Source organism: Fictibacillus norfolkensis (genome assembly GCF_014836645.1).
In the GTDB taxonomy this organism is placed as follows: domain Bacteria; phylum Bacillota; class Bacilli; order Bacillales; family Fictibacillaceae; genus Fictibacillus; species Fictibacillus norfolkensis.
In genome coordinates this window covers 32,630-59,074 of the sequence record NZ_JACSQM010000003.1, presented here as the reverse complement: position 1 = coordinate 59,074, position 26,445 = coordinate 32,630, and the positions used below count along the sequence as shown (strand labels likewise).

The 26,445-nt window shown below is 37.4% G+C and carries 27 protein-coding genes, 1 riboswitch and 1 other annotated feature; of the genes, 13 read left to right on the top strand and 14 right to left on the bottom strand.

The window, feature by feature from the left end; genetic code table 11:
• Positions 1–7 precede the first annotated feature (7 nt).
• On the bottom strand, positions 8–484 hold the full coding sequence (locus H9648_RS07595) for an NUDIX hydrolase (protein ID WP_191753313.1): 477 nt from the start codon (positions 482–484) through the stop codon (positions 8–10).
• A 110-nt stretch (positions 485–594) separates the two neighbouring features.
• On the opposite strand from H9648_RS07595, the gene H9648_RS07590 reads away from it, so the two are divergent.
• Together H9648_RS07590 and H9648_RS07585 are read left to right on the top strand one after the other, a co-directional pair.
• Positions 595–1,680 carry a nitric oxide synthase oxygenase gene (locus H9648_RS07590; RefSeq protein WP_191753715.1) on the top strand — a complete coding sequence of 362 codons (1,086 nt, stop codon included), beginning with the start codon at positions 595–597 and terminating at the stop codon, positions 1,678–1,680.
• A 111-nt stretch (positions 1,681–1,791) separates the two neighbouring features.
• On the top strand, positions 1,792–2,715 hold the full coding sequence (locus tag H9648_RS07585) for a S66 peptidase family protein (RefSeq protein WP_191753312.1): 924 nt from the start codon (positions 1,792–1,794) through the stop codon (positions 2,713–2,715).
• A 536-nt stretch (positions 2,716–3,251) separates the two neighbouring features.
• On the opposite strand, the gene H9648_RS07580 is transcribed toward H9648_RS07585, so the two are convergent.
• A complete protein-coding gene (locus H9648_RS07580; protein ID WP_191753311.1) occupies positions 3,252–3,959 on the bottom strand; it encodes a GNAT family N-acetyltransferase in 708 nt (235 codons plus the stop codon).
• Positions 3,960–4,138: 179 nt separating this feature from the next.
• Between H9648_RS07580 and H9648_RS07575 the strand changes: the two genes are divergently transcribed.
• Positions 4,139–5,032 (top strand): EAL domain-containing protein, encoded by an 894-nt coding sequence (locus H9648_RS07575; protein ID WP_191753310.1) that lies wholly within the window; start codon positions 4,139–4,141, stop codon positions 5,030–5,032.
• Positions 5,033–5,035: 3 nt separating this feature from the next.
• The gene (locus tag H9648_RS07570; RefSeq protein ID WP_191753309.1) at positions 5,036–5,974 is read left to right on the top strand and encodes a GGDEF domain-containing protein; all 939 of its coding nucleotides are present in this window, start codon (positions 5,036–5,038) and stop codon (positions 5,972–5,974) included.
• A gap of 32 nt (positions 5,975–6,006) precedes the next feature.
• On the opposite strand, the gene tyrS is transcribed toward H9648_RS07570, so the two are convergent.
• The 3 genes from tyrS to H9648_RS07555 all read right to left on the bottom strand — a co-directional run bounded on the left by tyrS (position 6,007) and on the right by H9648_RS07555 (position 9,261).
• The gene (gene tyrS / locus H9648_RS07565) at positions 6,007–7,254 is read right to left on the bottom strand and encodes a tyrosine--tRNA ligase (protein ID WP_191753308.1); all 1,248 of its coding nucleotides are present in this window, start codon (positions 7,252–7,254) and stop codon (positions 6,007–6,009) included.
• Between the two features lie 70 nt (positions 7,255–7,324).
• Positions 7,325–7,553: a binding site (T-box leader), on the bottom strand.
• Between the two features lie 10 nt (positions 7,554–7,563).
• Positions 7,564–8,085 (bottom strand): MarR family transcriptional regulator, encoded by a 522-nt coding sequence (locus H9648_RS07560; protein WP_318243499.1) that lies wholly within the window; start codon positions 8,083–8,085, stop codon positions 7,564–7,566.
• An 84-nt stretch (positions 8,086–8,169) separates the two neighbouring features.
• On the bottom strand, positions 8,170–9,261 hold the full coding sequence (locus tag H9648_RS07555) for a DUF3626 domain-containing protein (protein WP_191753307.1): 1,092 nt from the start codon (positions 9,259–9,261) through the stop codon (positions 8,170–8,172).
• Positions 9,262–9,378: 117 nt separating this feature from the next.
• Here H9648_RS07555 and H9648_RS07550 point away from each other — a divergent pair, with 117 nt between their 5' ends.
• Entirely contained in the window at positions 9,379–9,825 is a 447-nt protein-coding gene (locus H9648_RS07550) for a hypothetical protein (RefSeq protein ID WP_191753306.1), read from the top strand.
• Positions 9,826–10,110: 285 nt separating this feature from the next.
• Here H9648_RS07550 and modB read toward each other — a convergent pair whose 3' ends face one another.
• Together modB and H9648_RS07540 are read right to left on the bottom strand one after the other, a co-directional pair.
• On the bottom strand, positions 10,111–10,767 hold the full coding sequence (gene modB / locus H9648_RS07545) for a molybdate ABC transporter permease subunit (RefSeq protein WP_191753305.1): 657 nt from the start codon (positions 10,765–10,767) through the stop codon (positions 10,111–10,113).
• Positions 10,768–11,025: 258 nt separating this feature from the next.
• Positions 11,026–11,541 (bottom strand): alpha/beta hydrolase, encoded by a 516-nt coding sequence (locus tag H9648_RS07540; RefSeq protein WP_191753304.1) that lies wholly within the window; start codon positions 11,539–11,541, stop codon positions 11,026–11,028.
• Positions 11,542–11,660: 119 nt separating this feature from the next.
• Positions 11,661–11,778: riboswitch (SAM riboswitch) on the bottom strand.
• Between the two features lie 159 nt (positions 11,779–11,937).
• Here H9648_RS07540 and H9648_RS07535 point away from each other — a divergent pair.
• Genes H9648_RS07535 through H9648_RS07525 form a run of 3 tightly spaced genes read left to right on the top strand, consistent with a single transcriptional unit; the run spans position 11,938 to position 15,635 of the window.
• The gene (locus tag H9648_RS07535) at positions 11,938–13,452 is read left to right on the top strand and encodes a spore germination protein (protein WP_191753303.1); all 1,515 of its coding nucleotides are present in this window, start codon (positions 11,938–11,940) and stop codon (positions 13,450–13,452) included.
• Between the two features lie 16 nt (positions 13,453–13,468).
• Positions 13,469–14,563 carry a GerAB/ArcD/ProY family transporter gene (locus H9648_RS07530; RefSeq protein WP_191753302.1) on the top strand — a complete coding sequence of 365 codons (1,095 nt, stop codon included), beginning with the start codon at positions 13,469–13,471 and terminating at the stop codon, positions 14,561–14,563.
• The gene (locus H9648_RS07525; RefSeq protein ID WP_191753301.1) at positions 14,556–15,635 is read left to right on the top strand and encodes a Ger(x)C family spore germination protein; all 1,080 of its coding nucleotides are present in this window, start codon (positions 14,556–14,558) and stop codon (positions 15,633–15,635) included. Before H9648_RS07530 ends, H9648_RS07525 begins: the two co-directional genes overlap by 8 nt.
• A gap of 631 nt (positions 15,636–16,266) precedes the next feature.
• Here the strand turns inward: H9648_RS07525 and H9648_RS07520 are convergent.
• Positions 16,267–17,655, bottom strand: coding sequence for a bifunctional metallophosphatase/5'-nucleotidase (locus tag H9648_RS07520; RefSeq protein WP_191753300.1), 1,389 nt, complete (start codon positions 17,653–17,655; stop codon positions 16,267–16,269).
• A gap of 88 nt (positions 17,656–17,743) precedes the next feature.
• On the opposite strand from H9648_RS07520, the gene H9648_RS07515 reads away from it, so the two are divergent.
• Both H9648_RS07515 and H9648_RS07510 read left to right on the top strand, forming a co-directional pair.
• Positions 17,744–18,292 (top strand): GNAT family N-acetyltransferase, encoded by a 549-nt coding sequence (locus H9648_RS07515; protein WP_191753299.1) that lies wholly within the window; start codon positions 17,744–17,746, stop codon positions 18,290–18,292.
• 185 nt (positions 18,293–18,477) lie between these two features.
• Entirely contained in the window at positions 18,478–19,017 is a 540-nt protein-coding gene (locus H9648_RS07510; RefSeq protein ID WP_225218797.1) for an NUDIX hydrolase, read from the top strand.
• Positions 19,018–19,069: 52 nt separating this feature from the next.
• Here H9648_RS07510 and H9648_RS07505 read toward each other — a convergent pair whose 3' ends face one another.
• The 3 genes from H9648_RS07505 to H9648_RS07495 all read right to left on the bottom strand — a co-directional run bounded on the left by H9648_RS07505 (position 19,070) and on the right by H9648_RS07495 (position 22,411).
• Positions 19,070–19,852, bottom strand: a complete 783-nt coding sequence (locus tag H9648_RS07505; RefSeq protein ID WP_191753297.1) for a class I SAM-dependent methyltransferase — start codon at positions 19,850–19,852, stop codon at positions 19,070–19,072.
• Between the two features lie 122 nt (positions 19,853–19,974).
• Positions 19,975–21,519 (bottom strand): malate:quinone oxidoreductase, encoded by a 1,545-nt coding sequence (locus H9648_RS07500; RefSeq protein ID WP_191753713.1) that lies wholly within the window; start codon positions 21,517–21,519, stop codon positions 19,975–19,977.
• 349 nt (positions 21,520–21,868) lie between these two features.
• A complete protein-coding gene (locus H9648_RS07495; protein ID WP_191753296.1) occupies positions 21,869–22,411 on the bottom strand; it encodes a competence protein ComK in 543 nt (180 codons plus the stop codon).
• A 254-nt stretch (positions 22,412–22,665) separates the two neighbouring features.
• Here H9648_RS07495 and H9648_RS07490 point away from each other — a divergent pair, with 254 nt between their 5' ends.
• Complete coding sequence (locus H9648_RS07490; RefSeq protein WP_191753295.1) at positions 22,666–23,517, top strand: TVP38/TMEM64 family protein; 852 nt, start codon at positions 22,666–22,668, stop codon at positions 23,515–23,517.
• Between the two features lie 51 nt (positions 23,518–23,568).
• Here the strand turns inward: H9648_RS07490 and H9648_RS20985 are convergent, their stop codons facing one another.
• Genes H9648_RS20985 through H9648_RS07480 form a run of 3 tightly spaced genes read right to left on the bottom strand, consistent with a single transcriptional unit; the run spans position 23,569 to position 24,982 of the window.
• Positions 23,569–23,844, bottom strand: a complete 276-nt coding sequence (locus tag H9648_RS20985; protein ID WP_318243498.1) for a GNAT family N-acetyltransferase — start codon at positions 23,842–23,844, stop codon at positions 23,569–23,571.
• A complete protein-coding gene (locus tag H9648_RS20980) occupies positions 23,841–24,098 on the bottom strand; it encodes a hypothetical protein (RefSeq protein WP_318243497.1) in 258 nt (85 codons plus the stop codon). The genes H9648_RS20985 and H9648_RS20980 overlap by 4 nt, the downstream gene beginning before the upstream one ends.
• A gap of 23 nt (positions 24,099–24,121) precedes the next feature.
• Positions 24,122–24,982 (bottom strand): MBL fold metallo-hydrolase, encoded by an 861-nt coding sequence (locus H9648_RS07480; protein WP_225218796.1) that lies wholly within the window; start codon positions 24,980–24,982, stop codon positions 24,122–24,124.
• Between the two features lie 234 nt (positions 24,983–25,216).
• Between H9648_RS07480 and H9648_RS07475 the strand changes: the two genes are divergently transcribed.
• Positions 25,217–26,296: a response regulator aspartate phosphatase gene (locus tag H9648_RS07475; protein WP_191753294.1), complete on the top strand. Its 1,080-nt coding sequence runs from the start codon at positions 25,217–25,219 to the stop codon at positions 26,294–26,296.
• Complete coding sequence (locus tag H9648_RS20855) at positions 26,293–26,421, top strand: hypothetical protein (RefSeq protein ID WP_255520074.1); 129 nt, start codon at positions 26,293–26,295, stop codon at positions 26,419–26,421. The genes H9648_RS07475 and H9648_RS20855 overlap by 4 nt, the downstream gene beginning before the upstream one ends.
• The last annotated feature ends 24 nt before the right edge of the window (positions 26,422–26,445 follow it).

Below are 26,445 nucleotides of genomic sequence, written 5' to 3'. Positions count from 1 at the left end.
TTAATTTTCATAGTTTAGCACAATTTCCCTTTATGTTGTTTATTATGTTTAATCTTGTATCCAGTTCCCATAGTGGTGTTTTGTTGCTATCCCATTTTAACGCGGAGACAGCTTCTTCATAGCAAACCCATTTGTAGGCAGTGTGCTCTTTTGATAGATGCAATTTCTGATCGTAGACTTCTAACCCAAATGAATACTCCGGTATAACGAACATTTCTTCTCCCCAAAGAAAGTGACCTACTACGTGTACAACTGGCAAAGAAGTTATTGAATCTAATTGAATTAACCGGCAATCTTCACCTATACCTGTTTCTTCAAAGACTTCTCTCCTAGCGGACTGTTCAGGGATCTCTCCCATTCCCCCGCCACCCGCAATAGCTTGCCAGTAACCCATATCTGAACGTTTCAAAATAGCATATTCAATACCATGTTCTTTCAAAACAAAGGGAATAACCAAAACCTGGTAGGGTGCTCTCGTTCCCATCAACTCACCTCGTTCATGTTCTATTTTTGTAACACTTACAAGCGGTATTTCTTTGTAATCTAGGCTATTATAATAATACACTTATTTTTGTTGGGGGCTTTATTTTGGAAATGAATCTTTTACAAGAAGCAACAGAGTTCATCACCTCCTGTTATCAGGAATTAAATAAAACACAGAGTGAGATTGATGATCGAATTTCTGAAATCACAAAAGAAATACAAATAGATGGTACATATCAACACTTACCTTTTGAAATTGATTATGGCGCGAAAGTAGCGTGGCGCAACAGCAATCGCTGTATTGGGAGATTATTTTGGGACCAGATGCAGACGTTCGATCGGCGACATGTTGAGACAGAAGAAGAAATTTTTATGGCAATCATTGATCACATGAAATATGCGACTAACCATGGACGAATTCGGCCAACGATAACTATTTTTCCTCCTCAAACAAAGAAACACCATGTGCGTATATGGAATCATCAGTTGATTCGATATGCGGGCTATCAAATGGAGAATGGTATGATTGGTGATCCTTCTTCTATTGAATTTACAGAAAAATGCATAGAACTCGGCTGGGAACCAAAATACGGAAAATTTGATATCCTGCCCCTTGTAATTCAAGTAAACAATAATCTTCCTAAGTTATTTGAACTCCCACAATCTTCAACTTTAGAAGTAGAGATCCGTCACCCTGAGTTTGAATGGTTTCAAGATCTAGAGCTAAAATGGTACGGTGTGCCCCTCATTTCTGATATGGCTCTAGAGATTGGCGGGCTCCGATACACGGCAGCTCCATTCAATGGCTGGTATATGGGGACTGAGATCGGTGCAAGAAATCTAGCGGATGAAGATCGTTACAATATGCTTCCACAGATTGCTTCATGCATGGGCATAGATACAAAAAGCTCGATCTCTTTATGGAAAGATAAAGCGCTTGTTGAGTTAAACATCGCAGTGCTCCATTCATTCCGAGATGACGGTGTTACTATCGTAGATCATCATACGGCTGCTCAACAGTTCAAAAAATTCGAAGAAAAAGAGTCAGAAAGTGGCAGAAATGTAATGGGTAACTGGGCGTGGCTTATTCCACCTATGAGTCCTGCAACAACACACATTTTTCATAAACCTTACAAAAATGATACCGTAAAACCCAATTATTTTTACCAGCCTAAACCATATTCTAATGAAAAATAGACTATATAACAAAACGTCCAGAACGTGTTTTCTGGACGTTTTTTCATACGATTCTCTAATACCCAATATAATAGCGTATAGGATTTCGGTTCTCCGAAAGGAGCTGTTAGGATGTCAATCAAACCGCAGCAATTAAAGGAAGGCGACACCATTGGAATTGTTACATTGGGTAGCCCGCTCGAAGCGAACATAATTAATCAAGGAATCACAATGTTAAAAAACATGGGTTTTCAGGTGATTGTGGGAGACTATGTATACGCGACGAACGGTTTTTTGTCAGGAACCCCACAGCAACGTGCTTCGGATTTGATGAAGATGTTTCAAAACGATCAGGTGAAAATGATTCTTCCAACTCGAGGTGGTGTGGGAGTAGCCAGCATTCTACCCTATCTTGATTACAATATTATCAGAACTAATCCCAAGATCATCTCAGGTTACAGTGATATAACCATTTTAATAAATGTGCTGTATCAACTATCGGATCTCGTTACGTTTCAAAGTTTGATGCTCTTGGATTTTCGGTCGGGTACTCCTTCTTATAATTTCAATCAATTCTTTAATAGCATCACCCGAACAACTGCACCATGGCAGATCATGAATCCACCAAATATTCCGCTTGTAAGTAAAGTTACAGGCAACGTTACAGGAGTTATTGTAGGTGGAAACCTAACATCGTTCGTAGATTGTTTAGGAACTCCTTATGAAATTGACACAAAGGGGAAAATATTATTTCTTGAAGAGACTCACGAGCCCGTAAACACCGTTTATAGATATTTGAACAACTTAAAGCTCGCTGGTAAATTTGAAGATTGTATCGGAATCATCATAGGAGAATGTACAAAATGTGAAACTGCATATGGAAAAACATTTGAAAATGTAATCGATGAATTTCTTGTTCCACTCGGCAAACCTCTCATGACGAATTTAACAAGTGCTCACGGCTATTATAAAGCGGCGATTCCACTAGGTGTAAATGTGAACATGAACACGATGAATCGTACTTTGAATGTTATGGAGCCGACGGTTAGCATTTAAATGCGTATTATTCTTTTTCCATAACGACCAAATTCGGTCGTTTTTTTCTCTCTGCAAATTTCATATTTATGGTATTATTAAGGTAATTTATTTATAGGGGATTTGGATAAATGAAAACAGAATATCAAACAATTTTTCTACTTTTCATTTCTTTATTATTAGTAAGTTGTTTGACCAAAATAGTACAAGGAAGTAAATATCATCATACATTTAGATAACGGAATGATTTAGCTTAACCAAAAAACACAAGGTAACTCCCCAATCGGAAGTACCTTGTGTTTTTTACTTGTAACTGTTAATACTGTTTAACTAAGTACAACAAGCTACCGCCTTTTTCATTTGATCTTCAAGGATGTAAAGATTTTCGTTTTTCACTTTAAAATCGATTCCGTTTTCGGTTAATCGTTTTATGTCATTCTCCGTTGTTTCTCCCCAATGAACATACTTTCTGTTTTCTTCTTTTTGACAAGCAGATAAGAACATAACGCAAACCATTATAATGATTAGATTTCTTTTTATGACAGGACACCTCTCTTTTAATCACAAAACAAATCATGTTTCTCCAAATTCATCTTCCTATATGAAGTATTTAATACCTCTTTTTCAATACCATTACCATGATGATACTTTTCAACATACATAGCTTTAACTATTCGTTTCACTTCAGACTTCGATATTTCTTGTTCTGTTCGTTGTTTCATGAATAAATGAAGAGGTACATCTACGCCATCATCATGTATAGGTGGCTGGAAATAGAGAAAATCCTCCACTTTATAAAAGCCGTTTTTCATAAAAAAGTTCGTTCGCTTTACGCAATCTTCCTTTTCTTTTTCGCTGTGTACCATCTCTTCTGTCTCAGTCTCAAGAACGATCGTTTTTAATGAATCATAACCTGCATGAATACTATCTTGTTGAAGAACTTCTTCAATCTTTTGAAGAGATTTTGCCCCTAACCCTTTACTCCTTATTTTAGGATTTGTTACTAGATACACGATAAATCCTGCATTTACGTCAGCTAAATAGTGAGCCGTAACAATACTGATTAATTCTTCATTTTGATATCCGGCTATAAAATGATAGTTATTGAGTTTTTGTGTTTCAGCATATCTTAAACTTTGCAAAAAGACTGATTCAGTTTCCCTAACTTCTATCGGAAATGAATAATTATAAAAAGAAAGAGCATCTTTTAATTCTTTCATCGTTTGATTTGTGATTTCATGCCACTTAATCTCTATTTTAAACAACCGCCTTTATTTGACTTATTTACTTTTTCTCAATATTTTACAAAAAGTACATCGTTGAGATGTTTTACATGTTTACAAGTCAAGAATTTACAATACCTTTATAAACTATCTGCTTTTTTCATACTATAATGAACTAGTACAAATGACACAAAAATTAAAGCACAACAAGGTGAATAAACATGTCTAATAGCCTATCGAAATTATTGCATTACTTAACATTTTTAAAAAAGCACCGAAAAAAACTATATAATGAGTCTAATAAATATTGGGCATTAAGAAATGCATTAGACGAACATTCGATTGAAACGTATTTTCAGCCTATCCTATGTTTGAGAACAGGACAAACATTAGGTTTTGAAATTCTTAATCGTCCTGTAAATATAAATGCGTTTACAAATACCGAAGAATTTTATGATTTTGTCGGAAAGAGCGGTGAAGTGTTTTCGATTGAAACGTTTATTAGACGACTATCATTTAAACGTATTGCAGATCAAGCTAACGCTGAACCGTTCTACAATCAAAAAATGATATTTATTAATGTTCATCCCCAAGTATTAGCTGACCCTTCTTATCGGACAGGAGAAACATTAGAAATATTAACGAATTATAACTTTAAACCTGAACAAATCGTACTTGAATTAACGGAAAAAGAAGCTGTTACGGACTATGCTCAGTTCGTAAAGGTTATTCAACATTATAAACAGCAAGGGTTTCGTATAGCACTTGATGATGCTGGTACAGGCTATAACAGCTTAAAGACCATTCTGTATGTGAAACCTGACTTTATTAAACTTGATAAATCTCTTATTAGAGGTATTCATTCCCAGATTACACAACAGCATCTTGTAAGGCTTCTGCTCGATTATGCGCACAACTCAGGAACAAAAGTGATCGCCGAGGGAATCGAGACTAATGACGAACTAATCTATTTACAAAAGGCAGGCGTACATATTGGACAAGGATATCACCTTGGAAAACCTTTACCGACTTTACTGAATGGTTCTCTTCCGCAATATGGATTACAAAATGTTAGCCTTTTAAAAACAAAGTTAAAAACCGTTAATAGGAGATAGCAGATGATTACCTATATTGGGAACATTATAGAAAACGCACCGATTGTTAATCCTGAGACAAAAAGCTCTGAGATTGATCAACTTTTTAAAGAACATCCAAACTATGACGGAATTGTTGTTTCAGATCAAAAAGTTCCAATTGGCTTAGTCACCCGTTCACAATTCTACCAAAAGTTAGGCACGCTCTACGGATTTAATGTATATATGGGTAGACCTATCAAGCTGATCATGAATCCTAATCCTTTAATCGTTGATTTTTTTACACCTCTCACTGAAGTTAGCAGTTTAGCCATGCAACGAAATCAAGAACAATTATACGATAACGTGATCGTCACTCAAGACAGCGAACTACTGGGCATAGTAAGCATTCGACATTTGCTCACGCAATTAGCTGATATTCAAGCAAAGATCGCAACATATTTAAACCCATTAACTGGTTTGCCTGGAAACAAACTTATTGATGAGAAACTTGCTGAACTTATAGAAGCAGAAGCATTTACATTATTGTATATTGATCTGGATTTTTTTAAAGCTTTTAATGATACGTACGGGTTCCAAGAAGGAGACAGAATGATTCAAAAGACTGCATCGATCATTAAAAAGATATTATCAAAAGAAAACGCATTTGTAGGACATATTGGGGGAGATGACTTTATTGCGACGCTCCCTCACCATGCATACATCATGGCTTGTGAAGAACTCATAACAGCTTTTAACGGCACACTGCAATCTTTTTACAATAAAATAGATTGGGACTCTGGTTTTGTCTTTGCCGAAAATCGAAACGGAGTAAAAGAGAATATTCCACTTGTCTCACTTTCAATTGCTGTTATCTCAAACGAAAAAGAAGTTTTTAGATCTGTAGATGAGATCATTAATAAAGCAACTACTTTAAAAAAGAATTGTAAGCAGTTACATTATAGCTGCTATATCTGTAATTAGTGAAAAAGGACAACTTTATGTTGCCCTTTTATTTAACCTCTTTTAATCTGTACAAACTTACGCTTTCCAACTTGAACAATTAAATCATCCGATATAGCGACGATTAAAGTAGAGTCCTCCACCTTTACACGATTAATCTTAACCCCATGATTGGCAACCATTCGACGAGCTTCACTTTTTGATGAAAGTAGTTTTAATTCCACGATTAAATCAATTACAGAGATCTTATCAGCTCCTGTCCATATCACAACCGGAATCTCATCAGGCAGCGTTCCTTGCTGAAAAACAGTAATGAAATTTTGTTCAGCTGCGCTGGCTGCATTTTCACCATGGTACATATGGACGATCGTTCGAGCAAGAAGCATCTTTGCATCACGTGGATGAAGCTTCCCAGTCGCAACATCTGTCTTAATTGTATCAATCTCTTCTTTTTTTAAATCCGTTACGAGTTCGAAGTATTTGATCATCAGCGTATCTGGAATGGACATTGACTTTCCGTACATTTCATTGGGAGCTTCATCAATACCAATATAGTTTCTCTTGGATTTAGACATTTTTTCAACGCCATCTAAACCTTCTAAGAGGGGCATAAGCATAGCAACCTGTTTTTCTTTTCCAAACTTCTCTTGGTAGTGTCTTCCCATTAAAATGTTAAAGTGTTGATCCGTTCCGCCTAATTCAATATCACACTCTAACATAACAGAGTCGTAACCTTGCATGAGCGGGTAGAAGAATTCGTGCAGCGAGATCGGCTTTCCTGTTGAGATCCGCTCATCAAAATCATCCCGCTCCAACAATCTTGCCACTGTAATTTTACCAGCAAGGTTTATAACATCTTCAAAATTCAGCTTAGAAAGCCATTTAGAATTGTAGTGTAGCTCTACTTTTTCCATATCTATTATTTTTCCAAACTGTTCGAAGTACGTTTTCGCGTTGTGCTCCACTTCTTCTGTTGTTAATTGTTTTCTCGCGACAGACTTTCCTGTAGGGTCTCCGATCTTTCCTGTAAAATCTCCAATGATCAATTGAATGACATGACCATTTTTTTGAAACTGTCTTAATTTATTCAACACCACTGTGTGACCAAGATGTACATCTGGTGCTGAAGGATCTAGCCCGAGTTTAATTTTCAGTGGGCGGTTCTCTAAAATAGACTTCGCCACTTTGGTTTCTAACTCTTCTGTAGGAATTATATCCTGAACGCCTTGCTTATAGATTTCCATCTGCCTCTTAACTTCATTTCTCTGTTTCTCTGTTAGTTGTTCTATAACCGGAATCATCCTTTTTCCTCCTCTATTTATTGTAATACTCAATTCTCAAGAAACGATAAAAAGACCACATCCCTATAACACAAGGGACGTGGTCTAAATTTACACGCGGTACCACCCTAATTGAAGAACAAATATTCTTCCACTCAAGTTAAATAACGGTTTTCCCGTTCTTCGTCTGTTTCTTATAAAAGTAACGAAGAAAGCTCTTGGAAATGTAATTCACATGATCTTTGTACTGATTCACACCAACCACCAGCTCTCTAAAACAGGGAGATCATTGCTACTGCGTTTCCTGTCATCGCATTTTTTATATAAAATTTAAAAGTCGTTCTCTCGAATAACTCTTCTAAGTAAATTTGATATTAATGTCTGCTCTTCAACGGACAAGGAAGAAACGACTTCAACCTCACCTTCATGAAACCTCGGATACAGTTCCTCCATCACTTTTCTGCCTTTATCGGTCAGAACAACACACGTGATGCGCCGATCACGATTATCCACCTTACGATAACATAATTCTTTTCTTTCCAATGTATTCGTGATGTTACTTATGGTTGCTTTTGAAACACCAGCGGATAATGCTAGCTTCTTTGTTTCGACGGATTCCCATATCCACAGATCATATAGAATAGAAAAAGACGTCCAAGATAACCCATGCTTTGCTAATACTTCCCGCTCCATCTTATTACGCAATCCTTGAGCAGCTCGATACAGATTTGTAACCACTGTAATAGAATGCAGATTGAGTGATTCGATCGGTGCTTTAGTCAATTGATTGATGGTGTCCTTCTCTTCCGGCAGCAATTCACCGTACTCATCAAAAGAATAGATATGATCCACTCCTTATCAATTTTCATAATCGTTAGCATTGAAACGATAGTAACAGATAAATACAATAAATGCAAGATGTTATTCCGTTCTTACTTATCTTCTTTTACTATATGGTTTTCCATACTTCACTAACACATGCCATAGAAGTTTCAACTCTTGTAATATTTCTTTCTGCGTACCTCTGTCGCTCCAAGCCACTGGATTTCTCGTTAAATCCATTACAGCTTCACCTATAAGATGTGCATCGATCAATTGATTTTTAGCGATTCTTTTTGCTAATGACGGCATTTCCCGTCCTCTAAAATCTGAAGGAACTTGATGTACAGACAATTGAAATCCAGAATGATAATAAAGCTTAATATCATATTTTGCACAAAGACTTGTAAGCGTATCTCCAACCTTCGTTCCAATAAATGAAGGGTCTGCAACAAGTATTTCAGCATCTTTCTTTAATAAAAGATCACCGTGAACTTGTGCCTCAATATAATGATTTAGATTTCGATACACTTGTTTTTCAGCTGGATCTTCAAACGGCATTTCTATTTGTTGAACAAGGTGCTGGATCAAAGAACTCACCATAAGATTAGGCTCTCCTAACGCATAATCTCTCGTAAAGATTTCTTCAAACAATGCGGAAATTATCATATCGAACTCACCAAATGTCCCTTTTTCTCTAGGATTTTGATGAGAATCAAGGTATGTAAAAGTAGCTCGTTTTGAAACTTCAGGCTTGAGTAAGAAGTAACACGAACCAAACCGTGGCGCTGGCCCATCTGAATGCTTCATAATGTTTAACGCACCATATTTTGCTCGTTCATTAAGGGTCGTACCCTTTGTCTGGTAAGCTCCTCCAAATAATTGATTTTCCCACCGATCACGCAAGCCTCCGGGATAGGCAGATACACTTCCGTTTGAAAGCAGCGTTTCAAACTGACTTTTATATATCCCATCATTAAGCAATGCTTCTGCAATACAATTCATTGAAGAGTTTGGCCGATCCGGATGAAAGTGAAGAGCGATTCGGGCATGCTCTTTAAGTTTATGGACTGCCTTTTGATATTCATCATTTGTTATGTTGGACATTCTTAATAGATGTTGAATCGTTGCTTGAGCATCTTCTTTATGTTGTGCAGCATAACGTTCAACGTATTCAATCGCGAGTTGTTGCGCTTGAGTTAATTTCATGTAATACTCTCCTTCTCCGTCGGCAAATAATGTTATTCGGGAACCAGTGAGGTGAATCTTCACTCTTGAATAGTGGTTTAGCTTTATTGAATATATTTTATAAAGGAGAGGATATTTATGGGTTATCGAAAAAAGAAAAGAATCACAGGATCTCGAAGCTTTAGGACTCCGAGTATATTTCCTCTCATCTTACTTTTGGTGATTCTGCTATTCTCTGCTTTGAGTTTATTTTTATCTTCGACAGTATTTCAAGATCACCTTGTTTTGACGGAGCTTTTCCTTTTTTTAGCCAAGTCGCTGCTATCGTTATTTATTGGCTTTGTTGCCAGTTATTCAAGATTAATCTGCTGGATAGAACGCCTTCTTATTTCAGTTGTAATCACTGGTTCCATTGCAGTTGCGATTATTTTCGCACACACCATGTTTCAACTCTACGAAGACATAAGTGATTATGAAGCTAGAAACTTCAACTTGGTAGAAGGCATCCCTTCATCCTTAACGTATGGTTCGAAAAATGGTCCTGACTATGTTTCTTCTATAACGATTTATCAAAAAAAAAATTAAAGTGGCACATTTGAATATAACAGCTAAGTCTTACAATGATCATTTCAAAGACAAATCCATTCGATTGAAATACCTTTCTCATAGTAAGTTCGCGGTAAGTATAGGAAAAAGCGAATAAGTATTTCACATGGGATTCCAGCCGTAAAAAAACACAGCCCTCTATAGAGAAGCTGTGTTTTATTCATACACACACAGTGAGGAGAATGGTTTAATACCGAAGCCTAACCGCCTGCCATACCAATGTTTGTAGTTTCAAAATAGAACCATTGCAGATTCTTTTTCCTGCTAAGTTCTTAGGCGATTCACAGCGGCTAGCATTAAAAATGAAATACCGATAACACTTCCCACCCACATCCAAGCAAGCTCCATATTTCCTGACTCTATCGCAATATAGATTGCAGTGGATATTGTCTGCGTTTTTCCAGGTATGTTTCCGGCGAACATCAGCGTTGCACCAAACTCACCTAATGCTCGAGCAAAACTTAGAATAGCACCAGATGTGATGGCCCTAACAGAAAGTGGTACAGAAATTTTCCGCAATACATCCCACTCGTTTGCCCCATCAACTCGCGCTGCGTTCTCGATGTCTGCGTCAATCGATTCGAACCCCGCTTTTGCGGATTGATACATGAGTGGAAACGCCACAACCGCAGACGCAATAACGGCTGCCCACCATGTAAACATGATCGGTTGATTAAAAAGCCACTCTACTAGCTGTCCACCTGGACCGTTACGACCGAACAAAACGATTAACAAGAAACCTACAACCGTTGGGGGTAGTACGAGCGGAAGTAGGAATATTGTTTCAACGAAGGTCCTGCCTTTAAATTTTTTATGAGCCATGATCCTCCCAAAGAAAATTCCTGCAAGAATCACGATCAATGAAGCTGTCACCGCTATGCCGAGTGATAATTTGACAGGTGACCAAAAATCAATTGCCATTTCCTTTTCCACCCGCTTAATAAAATGTTGGTTAAGCTGAATTTGTCCGACTTCATCATATCATACCGCGCTTTGTTGGGTTTGGTTGAAGTCGGATTTGTCGAACGGCCTTTATTTTTGAATTTAGACTTAATTCATGTCTAGTTCGACTTAATTAGTGTACAGTACGACCTAATGTTCTTGCGTAAGACTTAATTTTTCAAATTTAGACTTAATTACTAAAAAGAGACCCCCAGAACTTTTTACAAAACCCTCTATTCATAAGAAAAGCTGCCTAGATGAGCCGATCATTTCATCTAGATGTTCACCGTTGTAACCAACGATTTCTTTGATATCAGCGAAAGGTTTACTTACAGCGGACCAAGTGATCACGTTACTAATTCTTTCATCATCCGCTGCCGTGCAAACCGCAACAGCCCCACCTAAACTATGTCCGATTAGTGTTATGGCATGCTTATCAATATTTGTCAGTTTGCTTCCAAAGGAAATCGCTTCCTTCGTCTGATCAATAAAACAAGCAAATTCATTATCTCCATATTCCCCTTCACTCTCACCGCACCCAGCATAATCAAATCGCAATACAGCAAACCCAAGTTTAACGAGTGCTTGAGCCGTTTTAACAAATAAACGATCAACTCCAATTCGCGTACTTGTAAAACCGTGGCAGATTATAATCAACGGAAACTTATTCTCACCTTCTTCATTCCCATGAGGTAAATTTAAGGTGTGAGCCAGTATTCTTCCCTTCCACAAAATACAATCCGATGTCACCACATCACCCACTCCTTTTCTCTCTAAGAATACGTTTAAACCCAATTCATAAACCCGATTAATAAACACAAAAAACCGTGTTCATTTAGAGAACACGGCTTCATACATAGTATCCGTTCGTTCTCTCATCTCTCAGCAGTAACTGCTGTTAGATTTAGCACCGTTTCGGTCAAAACAAAGTTCTTCCGATGGTTGCCGGGCTTCATAGGGCTAATTCCCTCCGCCTGCTCTTAATAAGAGTTTGAATATTAATTTAATGATAATCTTAGGCTACTTGCCAATGGTTGTCAATGTTATATACCATAACGGCACATTCCATCTTACAGAATATATTTATGTACCTAGGAAATGATAAACAAATGTAGTAGTTTACGACGTATTAACGAACGGGTGATTTCAATGATATTTTTTAAGAAGAAAAAGAAGAAACAACAACAAGAATCAAATTCCAACTCTACAAAAGGTACATTGACATTTCCAGAACTCATGAAAAAGCTGAAGGCTTCAGCTGATTTCTCTACTGTGAAGCAATCATCTCTCAGCACTTTCTACATCTCTTATTATAAAACTCTTGTAAATCCAGAATTTGTTCATCGTGATTTATTACCGTATATAACAGAAATCCCTCTTAAAAACTTAGACGATATCCAGAAGCATCTACCATTAGATGGAATGGTCAAAACGGATGATGTTCATGATATCGCGAACAAAGTAACAGCAGGTTTCATTCTCATTCAAATGAACAAGGACGACCCAGAGGGTTTGCTCGTTCCCAGTCTATCAACTGAAAACAGACAGATCTCAATTCCTGAAACCGAATTTAGCGTTGTTGGTCCAAAGGAAGCATTCGTTGAATCACTCGACACCAATTTAAACTTGATACGTAAACGACTTCCTATTCCAGAATTTACAGTAAAAGAAGTTAGGGTAGGAAAACTTTCAAAAACGAGAGTTGCAATTATCTATATCGATGGAATCGCTGATGAAGAAAATGTGAATACCGCCATTCAGCGTATTACCGATATCGAATACGACCATGTCGTAGATAGTTCTTATATCAATCAAATGATTTCAGACAACGAGAACTCTCCTTTTCCACAGCTCATCGATACAGAACGACCAGATCGAGTAGCGAGTGTTTTATCTGAAGGTAAAGTGGCCATTATGGCTGACGGATCACCACATGCATTGACTGGTCCAACTACGATCGTAGAGTTCTTTTCTGCATTTGAAGATTATTTTCTCAATTGGACGCTCGCTTCTGTTTTTCGATTGATCCGATTGATGGCGGTTATGTTCTCTGTGTTATCTTCGCCGCTTTATGTAGCTGTTTTAACGTTTCATTATGAGATGATTCCAGAAAACCTTCTAGCTACACTTGTGGCTTCACGTAACGATATCCCGTTCCCGCCTATATTGGAAGCTATTGTACTAGAGCTTTCGATTGAGTTGCTTCGTGAAGCTGGTGCGAGACTACCATCTAAAGTCGGTCAAACGATCGGTATCGTTGGAGGTATCGTTATCGGAACGGCAGCGGTTCAAGCTGGTTTAACGAGTAACGTTCTGTTGATCATCGTAGCTCTAGCCGCACTCGCTTCTTTTACAACACCTGTGTATCAAATGAGTAACACGATTCGTTTGCTTCGTTTTCCCTTTTTATTATTTGCACAGTTCTTAGGTGTACTTGGTGTTGCGATCTGCTTTGCATTTATTGTTTCACATCTATTAAAACTTACTTCTCTCGGAAGACCTTACATCGCACCCCTATACCCGCTTCGTGTAAATGATTTAAAAGATGCCCTTATCCGTTTGCCGTTCAGTGTACAAAACAGACGGCCATCATCAGTTCGACCACAAGATAAAGCTAAAATGAATAAAAAACGCGCAAAAGAAAAACATGACATAGAAGACTAAAAAGCGAGGGGTATGTATGTCTCAGATCAGTGAAAACAAGCAGATATCACCTTATATGGCTTTTTATATGGTTACCACCATGCAGATTGGAGTTGGTATTCTTGGCTTCGAGCGTTATATAGCCAAGACAGCAGGACATGATGCATGGATTTCTGTAATCGTCGGAGGTCTATCATTTAACGTGTTGATCTGGATGATCTATCGTGTTCTGTCAAGAGAGAACGCTGATATTATCGGCGTACATCGAAACTTGTTCGGCAGATGGATCGGTGGTACCCTAAGCTTTCTGCTGTTGATCTATTTTAGTTCTACGATCCTAACCGTACTTAGAACGTATATCGAAGTCATTCAGATCTGGGTGTTTCCTGAGCTGGGTACACCGATCATTGCTCTGATCTTATTAGGACTAGCCTATTCATACGTCATAGGAGGAATCCGGGTTGTAGCAGGGCTTTCCGTATTAGGTTTTTTCATCTCACTTCCTTTATTTTCATTAAAATATTACGCACTGAAAAACGCACATTATACGAATCTTTTACCCATTCTTGATCATTCGTTTAGTGATCTAATGGCTGCAACAAAAGGAGTTACTCTGGATTATTTAGGACTTGAACTTATTTTGTTATACATGCCTTTTTTAAAACAGCCAGAAAAGTCTCAAAAGTGGGCTCATTTTGGAAACTTATTTACGATGTTTACTTACCTAATCACGGTGTTTGTTTCTTTTGTTTATTTCAATCAAGAGCAACTTCAACATACGATTTGGGCGACATTAACACTCTGGAAAATTGTTGACCTCCCTTTTGCACAACGATTTGAGTATGCTGGTATCGCACTCTGGCTTTTCGTTATTCTGCCTAATATCTGTATCGGCTTATGGTCAGTCAGCCGTGGTATTCATCGGTTGTATAAAATCAAACAAAAGAGCGCACTTCGTATCATGATTCTCGTTATTTTCATATGTAGCGTCTTAATTATTGATCGGCAGCAAATAGATATACTGAATACGAAAGTTTCTCAGATTGGTTTTTATATTCTATATGCCTATATTCCTTTTCTATTTGTTATCCAACTAATTTTAGGAAAAGGAAGGAAAACAAAAAATGGTTAAAAAACATCTTATTATCGTTTTCACTTTATTCCTGTTAACAGGCTGTTTTCCGAGCAAAAAAATCCTCGAAGACGTTCAGCTCGTTTCTGCAGTTGGTTATGATTATAAGTCGAACAACCAAGTAGAGTTAAACGGGATGGTAGCCATTCCCCAGCGAGGTGAAGATGTCCCTCCGATCTCACAAGTATTCACGGCTACTACGAATACGAGCAAGATGGCAAGGGCATTAGAACAAGCAGAATCACCTAAACCTTTTGAAATCGGAAGGTTAGAAATTGCTCTTTATAATGACCGCTTAGCTGAAAAAGGAATTTATGATCTAGTCGACACACTTCAGCGTGATCCTTCCTTAGGTCGGGATCTTTATATGGCCATCGTTTATGGAAGTACAAAAACATTATTAAAGCAGCAGTATCCTCTTAGTGAAACGCCATCTAAGTATCTGCTCCATCTTCTAGATCAAAATATGAACGCAAACATACCAAAGTCAAACATACATGATTTTTTGTATAGATATTACGGAAAAGGGATGGATCCAAACTTGCCACTCTTAGAGAAGCAAGGAGATCGAATTAGAGTAGTAGGAACAGCTCTCTTAAAAGACGATAAAATGGTTGGACAGCTAAAACTTGAAGATTCCTTTCTTTTAAAGCTTCTCATTGAACCCTTTGAGAAAGGCATCTATGAAGTGAAATTTAAAAAAGATCAATTCTTCACCATTCAAAACCTGAAGTCTAAAGTAGAATATGAATTTAAAGACGTAAAACGATCGCCATCAGTAGACATTTTTGTTAATGTTAGAGGACGCGTAAGTGAAGCACCCAAAATCCCTGTTAGTGATCCATCTCTTGTCGAGCAGCTTGAGCGTGCTGCAGAAAAAGCAATGAATAAACGGACCAATATGATCGTCAAGAAGTTACAAAAAGCAAAGGTAGATACGATTGGATTAGGCGATCTGGCAAGAAGCAGAACACGAGGATTTGATTTTAAACAGTGGGACGATCAGTATCCAGATATTCCAATCAACGTTAAAGTGAATGTGGAAATCACGCAGGCAGGGATTACGGAGTAGTGTGGTATCTAGGTATATATATGGCGGTAGTGTAGTGTTTGGCGAATGTAGCTTTGTCGAAAATTGGATAAATAATTTTATCCGTGAAATTATCAAGCATATACGTGAATATATTTCCATTTACCGTGAAATTATTTGGAATTACCGTGGATATATGGTTTAACAATTTCACTTGTATGTTTCGTGCACACATTCAATTATAATATCAATCTCAAATAGACATCACTCAAATAAAAAAGAAGCTTTCCCTCAACGTTCTCCTCCGGTTGAGTAAAAAGCTTCTTTTTATAGATTAATTTCTGCTGCCAGAGCCTCAAGCACCAGCACCTGCAGATGATGAGTTGCGTTTTTCAATTGCATTTACCCCCATAACAACTGCAATCAGCTCATCTGTGAGCTCATCTGTGAATAAATGATTTGAGTTAGTCAGTTTTGCCTGATGAGAAGAAGGTATCTTTAAAATACACGCAATTCTCCATGATAGCCACCCTCCTAGTCCAAGATTGAACTTATTTCTGTTGTTCCTCTAACTGCTGAAGTCGTTTTTCAATTTTCTTTCGCTTTTCTATTTCTTGGAACACAAAAATGAAGGCTGTTGCAGCCATAAAAAAAGTTAACCATTCCACCGTGTTCACCCCTTAATCTTCTGTAGTTCAATAAATCTTGTATCAAAAGCTCTTCTTACAAACTCTGTTTTGTCGGCATAAATCTTGATTATTTCTTTGATCTCTTCTGGTCGGTAATACTCGTTTCGATTGTTAGCAAGTGAAGGATAGCCTGACCCTCGGTGAAGATAATCTGATGATGCAACGGAATACCATTTCTCTTCATCAATTAGTTCACCGCCTATCCTCATTTCAACCACATTTAATCCATCAAAAACAACTTCTGCGCCTGAAATGTGCAGTCTCCCAACATACTTCCCTCTGAAACCCGGTCCTCTTCCATCTTGTAAGCAATGTTGGACATCAAGGGATTGTTGAACAGCTTCCATAATGTATTTACCCTGAATCTCGAAGGATGTTGGATTCAAAGGAGATGGGCAGATCTCTATCAATTTTTTATTAGAAAGATAAGAAAAGATTCCGGCGTTAACAATCCCACTGTTTATCAAGCCTATATCGGTATTGAGCATATCCTTTAAACCATCTGCGATAAGATTTGTAATCGGATTTTCACCAATTACATCGTGCCATATCGGTTCATCAATTCTATACAAAGGTTTCCCTAAAATCTCAATGGCGGTTTCTTTACTTCGTTTAAGAATGGATAAGATCTCTTCGTCTGGTTTCGAATCTTTTGTACAATAAACCGCAGATTGTAAAACGGTTTTATGTGTCCCGTTTATTTCAAGTTCTAATACACCAATATGTTCGCCAAAGTTCCCGGCACTTATGATGAACGTATCATTGACTACTTGTGCTTCATTATATAGAACGTGATCATGCGAAGAAACGATCACATCGATCCCAGAAATCTCTTTAGCTAATTCAGTATCCGCTAGCGTTCCAACATGGTTCAGAAGGATGCAAAGATCATATTTCCCACGATGACGCTCCAGTTCTTCAGCTATAGCGATAATGTAGTTTTCACCATGAAATCCTAATCCCTCATTAAAAGCTCCTAAGTCAGGTGAAGCGCCAGTTACGAAAATACGAAGTCCATTTTTAGTGATGAGCACACTCGAATGAACGCCAGGAATCGTTTTCTTATCTTTCTTAAAGAGGTTGTTGCTGATAAACGGAACTGAACTTTGAGTAGCCATATGTTCTAAAGTCTCTGCCCCATTAAACATCTCATTGTTGCCGACCGTTAATGCATCATAACCAGCGGCACCGAGAAGCTCAACCGCAGCCAATCCTCTCGTTCCTTGTAGTTCGATGCTTTTGAAATCAGCAAAATCACCTGCATCCACCAGTATAGTGTTATCGTCTTTATGCTGATTAATTAAGGTTACTGCTTTCGCAAAGTTATTAAAATGACTGTGAAGATCGTTCGTATGTATGATTTTTATTTTCATAATTCCCCCAAAATTATATAAGATTGCCTTTACAAATAATGGTATCATAAAACAAAATGTAAATGTTCAAAAAATACGGAGGAATGGAATGTCATATCACGATAACGAATTACGTATTAGACCCATCATAGAAGGAGACCTCCCCAAGCTTTGGGAACTCATTTATAAAGAGAATGAACCAGAATGGAAACAATGGGATGCTCCATATTTTGATCACAAACAAATTCCTTTTGAAGAATTTATGTGGAACAAAGATCACTATGTGAATCATGATCAACGGTGGGCAATAGAAGTCGCTGGTGAGTTGGTTGGAACCGTGAGCTATTATTGGGAGCACGAGCCTTCTCGATGGTTAGAGATGGGAATTGGAATCTACAATCCCAAGTATTGGAGCGGTGGATATGGAACTAGAGCTTTTATTCTGTGGATCAATCACTTGTTCAACACGCTTCCACTCGTCCGTGTTGGGTATACCACATGGTCAGGAAATGAACGGATGATTAAGGTTGGCGAAAAACTCGGCATGAAAATGGAAGGCAGAATGAGAAAATGCCGCTATTACAACGGAGTTTATTATGATTCCATCCGGATGGGCATCCTTCGAGAAGAGTGGGAATCATCCTCATTAGGAGGATAAGAGCAAGGAGATTCTATTAGCATTGTCAGGTTGTTTTATTTTATTCTTCGTAATATATCTAGCGGTGAGAACCGGAATTAATGACTCTAAGAATCTTACACATATAAAGAATGAACTATCTACAATAAAAAACGAGTTAGAACTGTTACGTAAACAATCAGTAAAGCATGAGGAGGAATGAACATTTGGCAAGACGAAGCACCATATCATCAGAATATATTTACAAAACTTCCTTCGGTCATTTAAGAAAAGACAGCTTCGAGCTGCAAAATAAAGAGGAAACGATTTACTATTATGTTCATGAATATCCTGATTGGGTGAATGCAGTCGTTCTAACAAAGGATAAACAGATTTTACTTGTTGAACAATACCGGCATCCTGGCAACGACTTCTTTTTAGAAGTTCCGGCTGGAAAAGTTGAACAAGGTGAATCCTATGAGGAGGGGATCATAAGAGAGGTTCAAGAGGAAACAGGCTACACTTCTCTTAAAAAACCAATCTTACTTGGAGAATTCATGGTAAACCCTGCTACCCAAACGAACAAGGTTATAACATTTCTAATCTTAGATGCCTTCGAAACATCGTCTCAAAACTTAGATGATAACGAAGACGTAAAAGTTAAGACTTTCCCTTTTGATGCTATGGAAGAACTCATAGAAGATAAAAAAATTACACAATTGTTTACGGTAAGTGCTTACTTTTTAGCTAAGAATTATCTATCCTAAAATAAAGAAAACTAGCTTAGTTGAGTATACCTCTAAGCTAGTTCTCCCCTCTTTACTTAATTTTCATTTTAACCGCGCGTGTTGCTACAAAACTTTTAATATAGGTATCGATCGGTCTTCTTCCACCAAAATCATCTTCATATAATCCAGTAATCACAAAACCTGCATCAATCTGTCCTTGTATTTGGTCCTCTAACGTATGCCCGAATTCTATCGTTTCATCAGCCTTAAGATACACAGACTTCTCTTCTTCAGTCATAGAATCGAGAGTGGAATAAGGAATTCTGTTACTTACCACTAAATTTCCCTTTTGATCTTCTTCATCATCAAAAATAAACAACAATGGATTCGTAAAACCAGAGATGAGTACGCCTCTGTCTTTTAAAACACGTGATGCTTCTTTCCATACGGGAGAAATATCCTCCACAAATACATTTGCCACAGGATGAACGATCAAGTCGAATTCCCCATCATCAAACATGGAGAGATCACACATATCTCCTTGTATGACTCTTAGGCATAAATTGTTTGCTTCTGCTACCAATTGATCATTTTCTAATTGTTTCTTTGATATATCGATAACAGTAACTTCTGCGCCGGCAGCAGCTAACACAGGACCTTGTTGACCTCCTCCAGAAGCAAGACAAAGAATCTTCACCCCACTTAACAACTCTGGAAACCAACCTCTAGGAACTGGTTTTTCTGTTGTAACGGTAATACGCCAATCTCCTAATTTACTTCTTTCAATTACATCTTTCGATACAGCCTTCGTATAGCTCACACCATCTTCAACCTTTTTGTCCCAAGCCTTACTATTGTGTTTAACTGTATTCATCTCTAAAACTCCTAGTCATTATTTAATCTTATTTACAATCCATAAAAAAGTAGTTAACCCCTTCATAATAGAATAAGAACAGCAAAAAAGAGCCTTAAGTAAGGCTCTTTTGAACAATAATTCTAAATCTTTTCATGTAAAACGGTATAATCTATTTCAGAAAAATCAGCTAAAGTAGGTTCATTCGCATCAAGTTTTAGAGTACGAGCTGTAGATGCGTGTACTTTCTTTAATAAATCAGGGTTGTTCATCAATCGCTGACCATAGGAAGGAATCATCTCTTTGATCTTTGGTTCCCATTTTCCGATCTCTTGTGGGAAGCATTTATTCAAAACTTCAAGCATAACGTGAACAGCAGTGGACGCACCAGGTGATGCGCCAAGCAAGGCAGCAATCGAACCATCAGCGGAAGTAATCACTTCGGTACCGAATTGAAGCGTTCCTTTTCCACCTGTTTCTGTATCCTTGATGACCTGAACACGTTGCCCAGCTACGACAAGATCCCAATCTTCACTCTTGGCAGTCGGGATAAACTCTCGTAGTTCTTCCATTCGCTGTTCTTTTGACAACAACACTTGTTGAATCAAGTATTTCGTTAATGACATTTCTTTAGCACCCGCAGCTAACATCGTTAATACGTTATTAGGTTTTACAGATGTCACGAGATCAAGCATAGACCCTGTTTTCAAGAACTTTGGTGAGAATCCAGCGAATGGTCCAAACAATAACGATTTCTTGTTGTCAATATATCGTGTATCCAAATGAGGAACAGACATTGGTGGTGCTCCGACTTTAGCTTTTCCGTATACTTTCGCGTGCTGTTGCTCAATCACTTCTGGATTCTTACATACCATGAAGATCCCACTTACTGGAAATCCACCAATGTGCTTTCCTTCAGGAATACCGGATTTTTGAAGAAGATGAAGACTTCCCCCTCCACCACCGATAAAAACAAATTTCGCTGTGTGTCTCTCAACAGAACCTGAGTTTAGATTTTTGACTTTCAGTTCCCAAGAGCCATCACTTGTACGCTTTAGATTTTCCACGCTATGTTTGTATTTAACATCAACATTCTGCTTCTGAAGATGACTAAATAACATGCGAGTGAGAGAACCAAAATTAACATCTGTTCCTGAATCGATCTTCGTAGCAGCGATACTCTCGTCTAACGAACGTCCTTCCATGATCAATGGAATCCATTCCATCAATTTCTCTGGAGAATCTGAGAATTCCATCCCTTTAAAGAGAGGATTCTCTGTTAGCGCTTCCATACGTTTCTTTAAAAACTGAACGTTGTTTTCTCCTTGAACCATACTCATGTGCGGCAATGACATAATGAAATCTTCTGGATTACGAATCAATTTTTGTTCAACAAGGTAGGACCAGAACTGCATAGATACTTGAAACTGTTCATTGATTTCAATGGCTTTTGAAATGTCGATCGATCCATCTGGTTTTTCCGATGTGTAATTTAGTTCACAAAGTGCAGCATGCCCAGTTCCCGCATTGTTCCACTCGTTTGAACTTTCCTCTCCTGCTTTATCAAGTTTTTCAAATACTTTAATTTTCATTTCTGGAGCTATTTCTTTTAAGATCGTTCCTAATGTAGCACTCATGATTCCAGCGCCAATTAAAAGGACGTCTGTGTTCGTTTCTCTGTTGCTCATCATTATCAACCTTTTCACCTAAAATTTACAGAAAAAAGCCGTCGTCTCACATATAAGAAGAGACAACTTGATTACAGCTTTTCCTGTTTCTATGAAAACTATATCAACTAGTATTGCTAATATTTAAGTCTTTAATATCTTTATTATATGATAATTATAAATTATTTGAAAGCCGATAAATAGTGATAATTATATGAATAGTGTGCCCAAACTCTCTAATCTTCAGTATTTACAAAGGATTTCAGGAAAGTTTCTAACAAAAGATCACATACTAATATATGTAACTTTCACTTTTTCGCATATTAAAAACGCCTGAAATTCATCATCAGGCGCTCACGTTCAAAATTATTTACGTTAAGATCAAATCACTATTCTTTAAACCTTTTTCACTATCCTTATCTAGGCTTCGATTTGTTCGATTTATTAGTACATTTCTGTAATGAGCTGCTCGATGGAGTTTTGCTTTAAGGGCACGAGAGGTACTTTCAATAGGTAGATCCATTCCGTTTAAGAAGAGCACTCTAACTTTTTTACGGTCAATGGATTCAATATCATCGATGTGTGGCTGTGAGAGCCAGATACAGGAGTCTTTTCGTGGTGATTTCGTGGGAAAGAAGAATATGTCAAGCTTCGTGTCAATCATGATAGGAGGAAAACACATCCTTCCTAATATAATCTGAGTTGCATCTTTCTTGCCATCATATGTACTTCCATAATAAGGACAAGAATCTTTAATGATTCGAAAAGGCTTCTTCTCTACAAGGAAGACGGCATCTTCTTCATAAATTTCTGCGCAAACCCTTCCCCATTGATTAATAAATGGATGAATAGCAATGGTCCTATTCGTAATTAAATACTTTTCCACTTTCTCGTGCACAATTCTACGCTTCATTAAATACCTCCTTAAAATTTATTAACCCCATGATAATCCATACAGTACAAATGTCCCTAGCACTTGTTCTGCATAGTAATATTTTACCATTTAAAAATCAAGCCATCTATACTTTTAGCGAATTTTGTCAAAATATTTTGTTTTTTCATACCGGATACGTCTTAAGGCTTAATTAACTTACATCTGTAGCAACTGTCACGTCATTTCCCAAATGTTTAAACTAACTCTAGAATACATAGAAATGGAGACCAAGCATGACTGACAGTCTTTCAAAAAAACAAGTAACTCTTGAAATTACTTCGCACGTCCTATTAATGTCATTAACACTTGTCATACTCTTTAAGTTGCTGCCAACCATTACACCAGTTTTTCAATGGATAGGATTCATACTTATATTATTCATTGCCATAACAGACTGTTTTTTCTTAATTAAAATGAATAGGCAATTCTTAAAAATCACCAGACGATTACTCATCTATCTAGTTGCCGTATGCATGTTAATAATCGCAACCTTCTATCTAACCAAGCTATTGGTACTAACAGATATGTATGGCTTTGAACAATTGCTACAGCTTCATGAATCTACAGCAAAATGGATTTATTTAGCTATCTGTTTTGCGCAGCCGATCATTCTTCCTCTTCCTGAAGTGATAACAACTGGTGGGGCCAGTAGCGTTTTCGGACCTGTAACCGCTATTTATTTAGGATTTATAGGAACACTATCAGGAATTGTTGTTATGTACTTTATTGCACGAATAGGCGGACAACGAATTGTCTCGCGATTCGTTAAAAAGAAACAACTCGTGAAGTACCAAAAATATGTACAAAGAAACGAAATGCTCTTTGTAGTCATCATGTTTGTCATTCCTATCCTACCTGATGAGATCATTTGTATAGGAGCAGGATTAAGTGGATTCAGATTCAGCAAATTCTTAATTGTAGCTGCTGTATCCAAACTGTTTACAACCACAATTTTTGCGTATTCTACTATACTCGCAAAAGAATTTTCTGTAACAAATGTTGAGCTTTTAGTCTATACATCTCTATTTGTAGGCGTTTTATTTCTTTTATCGCTAGCAAGAAAGAAGGTTGTGAAGGAAAGATAAGTAAAGAAATGGGAACTTCTTTTTAATGAAGTTCCCGCTAATCACAGACTTTTACTTTACCCATTTATACATCAACACATCATCCACATACTCGTCATTGCTAAACTTGAACTCTCTTACTTTTCGCCCTTCTTCTATAAATCCTAGTTTTTTATACAATTCTATTGCTCTAGAATTAGTAGAGAACGTTCCTAAAGTAACCTTTTCAATGACCGGATGTTTTTCGGCCCAAGATAATAGCTCGTGAATCAATAGCTTGCCAATCCCTTTATTCCTAAATTCTTTACGAAGCATGATGGCAAATGAACCAGTGTGGTGCATTCTCATTCTTTCTTGTGACCGAAAAACGATCCATCCAACCACATTATTTTCATATTCTGCGAAAGCATCGTCTCACGTTCATGCTCGAGAATGTTTCTTATCCATTCTTCATGATCTTCTATCTTCTTATTAAATTCTTTTGATACCGCAATAAAATAATCGTGTTCAGAAATCACTTCACGCTGAATCAGAAGAATAGCTTCAGCATCCTCAACACGGACTGTTCGAACGATCGCTTTCTTCTCTTGTTTAATCGACATAATGTTAACCTCTTCTTCTAAAATTATGAGCTGATAATATGATTTTCTTTCATGATGGAATGAACAATATGGATAGAATCCCACTCACCGCGAGAAAATTTGATTATGGGGAATCTTCTAGGAAACAGCTTTTGACGAATTTCTTCAGGGCTGTCGCCTTTTTGGTGTAATGTTAAAACTTCATGCTGTATACCTAATAGATAGTCGAGTTTTCGTTGTAGTGCCATTCTTCCGTCTTGAATAAAACCTGCATGATTACAAAACACTTCCTGAAAATCATATGTTAAAACTCGTTGCAAAGACTGAATAATGGAGGGAATGCTTTCTTCCTCGAGAACCACTTTAGTCCTTTCCATTACATATAGGTCACCTGTGAAAAGTTGTCCTGTCTCTCGACTAAGGAATGCATGATGATCCTGTGCATGGCCAGGAGTAGGTATTACATCCCAACTTGCATTTCTAGATTGAAATCCACTTGGCATTATTTGCGCATGAAATGGTTTTCTTCTTCCCCAAAAGAACTGCCTATACATAGGGTAATGTGCTCGTTTACCGCAATAATCAATCGTTTTTTCATCTAAATAGATTGGAACTTTTTTTGTTTTTTCAATATAACTAGCACAGCCTGTATGATCTTCGTGAAAGTGCGTTATGAATACGTGATCGAAATCAGCTTGATCAATAAAAGGTTTGAAGTGTTGATGTAAAGATTGCGCGCCAGTATCGATTAATACACCATCAACAAGAAAACTATATACATTCAGAGAGACACCTTGAAAACGTACCTGTCCATTTAGATAAGAAACATTGTGTATTTCTCCAGATTGAGATGATTTTTTCAAAAACATAGGTTCCCACTCCCCACTTCTCTCTTTTTCTCTCATTACTATTTAGACCCTATGAACTTTAATTCCATAAATGCCGTTCTACTCCTTCCACCCTCATAATCATGTTTTCATTAAACGAAACAATAAGATAGCCACTCAGTGTCAGATTATTGGGAAAATTAAAGAGAATACTGTCACTTTATGCTACCCTCTAGCATGGAATTTTCCCAAGTTTTATTTTTCCATTTTATGTTAGATTTAAATTACAAGTCTTATAGAAAGGAGTTTTCCATGAACGTCGGAACTAGAGAGCCCATCACACAGTCCCTCGAGCGCTGGCATACGGCCATCCGGACAAATCACATACAACAATCAGAGAGTATACATAACGAGATTAAGAGTGAGATCACACAGATCAAAGACCCGTCTACACAGTTGTATTATCAATTGTTAAACAGCCGTTACTTGATTTTGAAAAAAGAGCTAGCTTCTGCTCACGCCATTTTAGATACGCTAAATGATGTTCATTTAAATCGAACAGATATTTTTGGGTACTATATGAACTTAATTACCGGCATGCTATTAACAGCTGAAGGAAATTATGAAGTAGCAGAATTGCGCTTTATCAGAGCATTTAACTTATTAAATGTATTGAGCAGCATGACGGATGATATCGTGCGAGCAGACTTTTATCATAAAGCTGCCGTTCTGTATTATCACATCCGTCAGCCACTCACAGCACTTGATTATGCGAACGAAGCTTTGAAAACGTTATCAGAAGCGGAAGATTTCGAACTGCTTCAATCCGGTTGTGAAAATATTCTGGGTCTTGCTTCTCTATCTTTGAAACAATACGGGAAAGCAGAAGAACATTTTCTGTGCGCACTTGATCTCGCTAAACGCGTTGACCAGTCATATACCTCACTGATCAAATACAACATTGGTTATCTGTATGCTGAACAAAACATGTCCGAACTGGCAGTACGCTATTTGTTAGAGGTATTTGAGGAAGAAGAAGCCTTTTATAAGACACACTTCTTATTGTCTCGAGAATTCTATCGATTGAATAATGAAGAAAAAGCAATACCTTTCTACAATAAAGGAATCGAGCTCGCGAATGAAGAATATTTGCATCACTTCAAAATTCTGAACGCCTTAAATCAGGCAACAGATATAAACGAGCTTGAACGTATTGTTAAAGAAGGAAATGACTATTTTAAACAACACGAACTCTTTGGTTTCGTAGAAGATTATGCTGGAGAACTTGCACAGGTCTTCTTCAACAAAGAGAACCACAATAAAGCTAGTTACTATTTTAAAGAGTCTTACGAAGCAAAACGCGCTTTACAAAAAAAGGAGGCACTAAAATGAAAAAATTCGCTGCAGGTATTATCATCACTTCACTAGCACTAACTGCTGTATTTGTTGGACTATCCACAAATTCAGTTGAGCAAGCTGAGCATGGCAGAACGTTCTCCCTTTCTCAAAAATTATAAGACAAGCTGTTAACACAAAAAACG

Coding starts and splice junctions, on each gene's coding strand:
- H9648_RS07595 (WP_191753313.1), bottom strand. CDS start 484: ATGGGAACGAGAGCACCCTACCAGGTTTTGGTTATTCCCTTTGTTTTG.
- H9648_RS07590 (WP_191753715.1), top strand. CDS start 595: ATGAATCTTTTACAAGAAGCAACAGAGTTCATCACCTCCTGTTATCAG.
- H9648_RS07585 (WP_191753312.1), top strand. CDS start 1,792: ATGTCAATCAAACCGCAGCAATTAAAGGAAGGCGACACCATTGGAATT.
- H9648_RS07575 (WP_191753310.1), top strand. CDS start 4,139: ATGTCTAATAGCCTATCGAAATTATTGCATTACTTAACATTTTTAAAA.
- H9648_RS07570 (WP_191753309.1), top strand. CDS start 5,036: ATGATTACCTATATTGGGAACATTATAGAAAACGCACCGATTGTTAAT.
- tyrS (WP_191753308.1), bottom strand. CDS start 7,254: ATGATTCCGGTTATAGAACAACTAACAGAGAAACAGAGAAATGAAGTT.
- H9648_RS07555 (WP_191753307.1), bottom strand. CDS start 9,261: ATGAAATTAACTCAAGCGCAACAACTCGCGATTGAATACGTTGAACGT.
- H9648_RS07550 (WP_191753306.1), top strand. CDS start 9,379: ATGGGTTATCGAAAAAAGAAAAGAATCACAGGATCTCGAAGCTTTAGG.
- modB (WP_191753305.1), bottom strand. CDS start 10,767: ATGGCAATTGATTTTTGGTCACCTGTCAAATTATCACTCGGCATAGCG.
- H9648_RS07535 (WP_191753303.1), top strand. CDS start 11,938: ATGATATTTTTTAAGAAGAAAAAGAAGAAACAACAACAAGAATCAAAT.
- H9648_RS07530 (WP_191753302.1), top strand. CDS start 13,469: ATGTCTCAGATCAGTGAAAACAAGCAGATATCACCTTATATGGCTTTT.
- H9648_RS07525 (WP_191753301.1), top strand. CDS start 14,556: ATGGTTAAAAAACATCTTATTATCGTTTTCACTTTATTCCTGTTAACA.
- H9648_RS07520 (WP_191753300.1), bottom strand. CDS start 17,655: ATGAAAATAAAAATCATACATACGAACGATCTTCACAGTCATTTTAAT.
- H9648_RS07515 (WP_191753299.1), top strand. CDS start 17,744: ATGTCATATCACGATAACGAATTACGTATTAGACCCATCATAGAAGGA.
- H9648_RS07505 (WP_191753297.1), bottom strand. CDS start 19,852: ATGAATACAGTTAAACACAATAGTAAGGCTTGGGACAAAAAGGTTGAA.
- H9648_RS07500 (WP_191753713.1), bottom strand. CDS start 21,519: ATGAGCAACAGAGAAACGAACACAGACGTCCTTTTAATTGGCGCTGGA.
- H9648_RS07495 (WP_191753296.1), bottom strand. CDS start 22,411: ATGAAGCGTAGAATTGTGCACGAGAAAGTGGAAAAGTATTTAATTACG.
- H9648_RS07490 (WP_191753295.1), top strand. CDS start 22,666: ATGACTGACAGTCTTTCAAAAAAACAAGTAACTCTTGAAATTACTTCG.
- H9648_RS20985 (WP_318243498.1), bottom strand. CDS start 23,844: ATGAGAATGCACCACACTGGTTCATTTGCCATCATGCTTCGTAAAGAA.
- H9648_RS20980 (WP_318243497.1), bottom strand. CDS start 24,098: ATGTCGATTAAACAAGAGAAGAAAGCGATCGTTCGAACAGTCCGTGTT.
- H9648_RS07480 (WP_225218796.1), bottom strand. CDS start 24,982: ATGAGAGAAAAAGAGAGAAGTGGGGAGTGGGAACCTATGTTTTTGAAA.
- H9648_RS07475 (WP_191753294.1), top strand. CDS start 25,217: ATGAACGTCGGAACTAGAGAGCCCATCACACAGTCCCTCGAGCGCTGG.
- H9648_RS20855 (WP_255520074.1), top strand. CDS start 26,293: ATGAAAAAATTCGCTGCAGGTATTATCATCACTTCACTAGCACTAACT.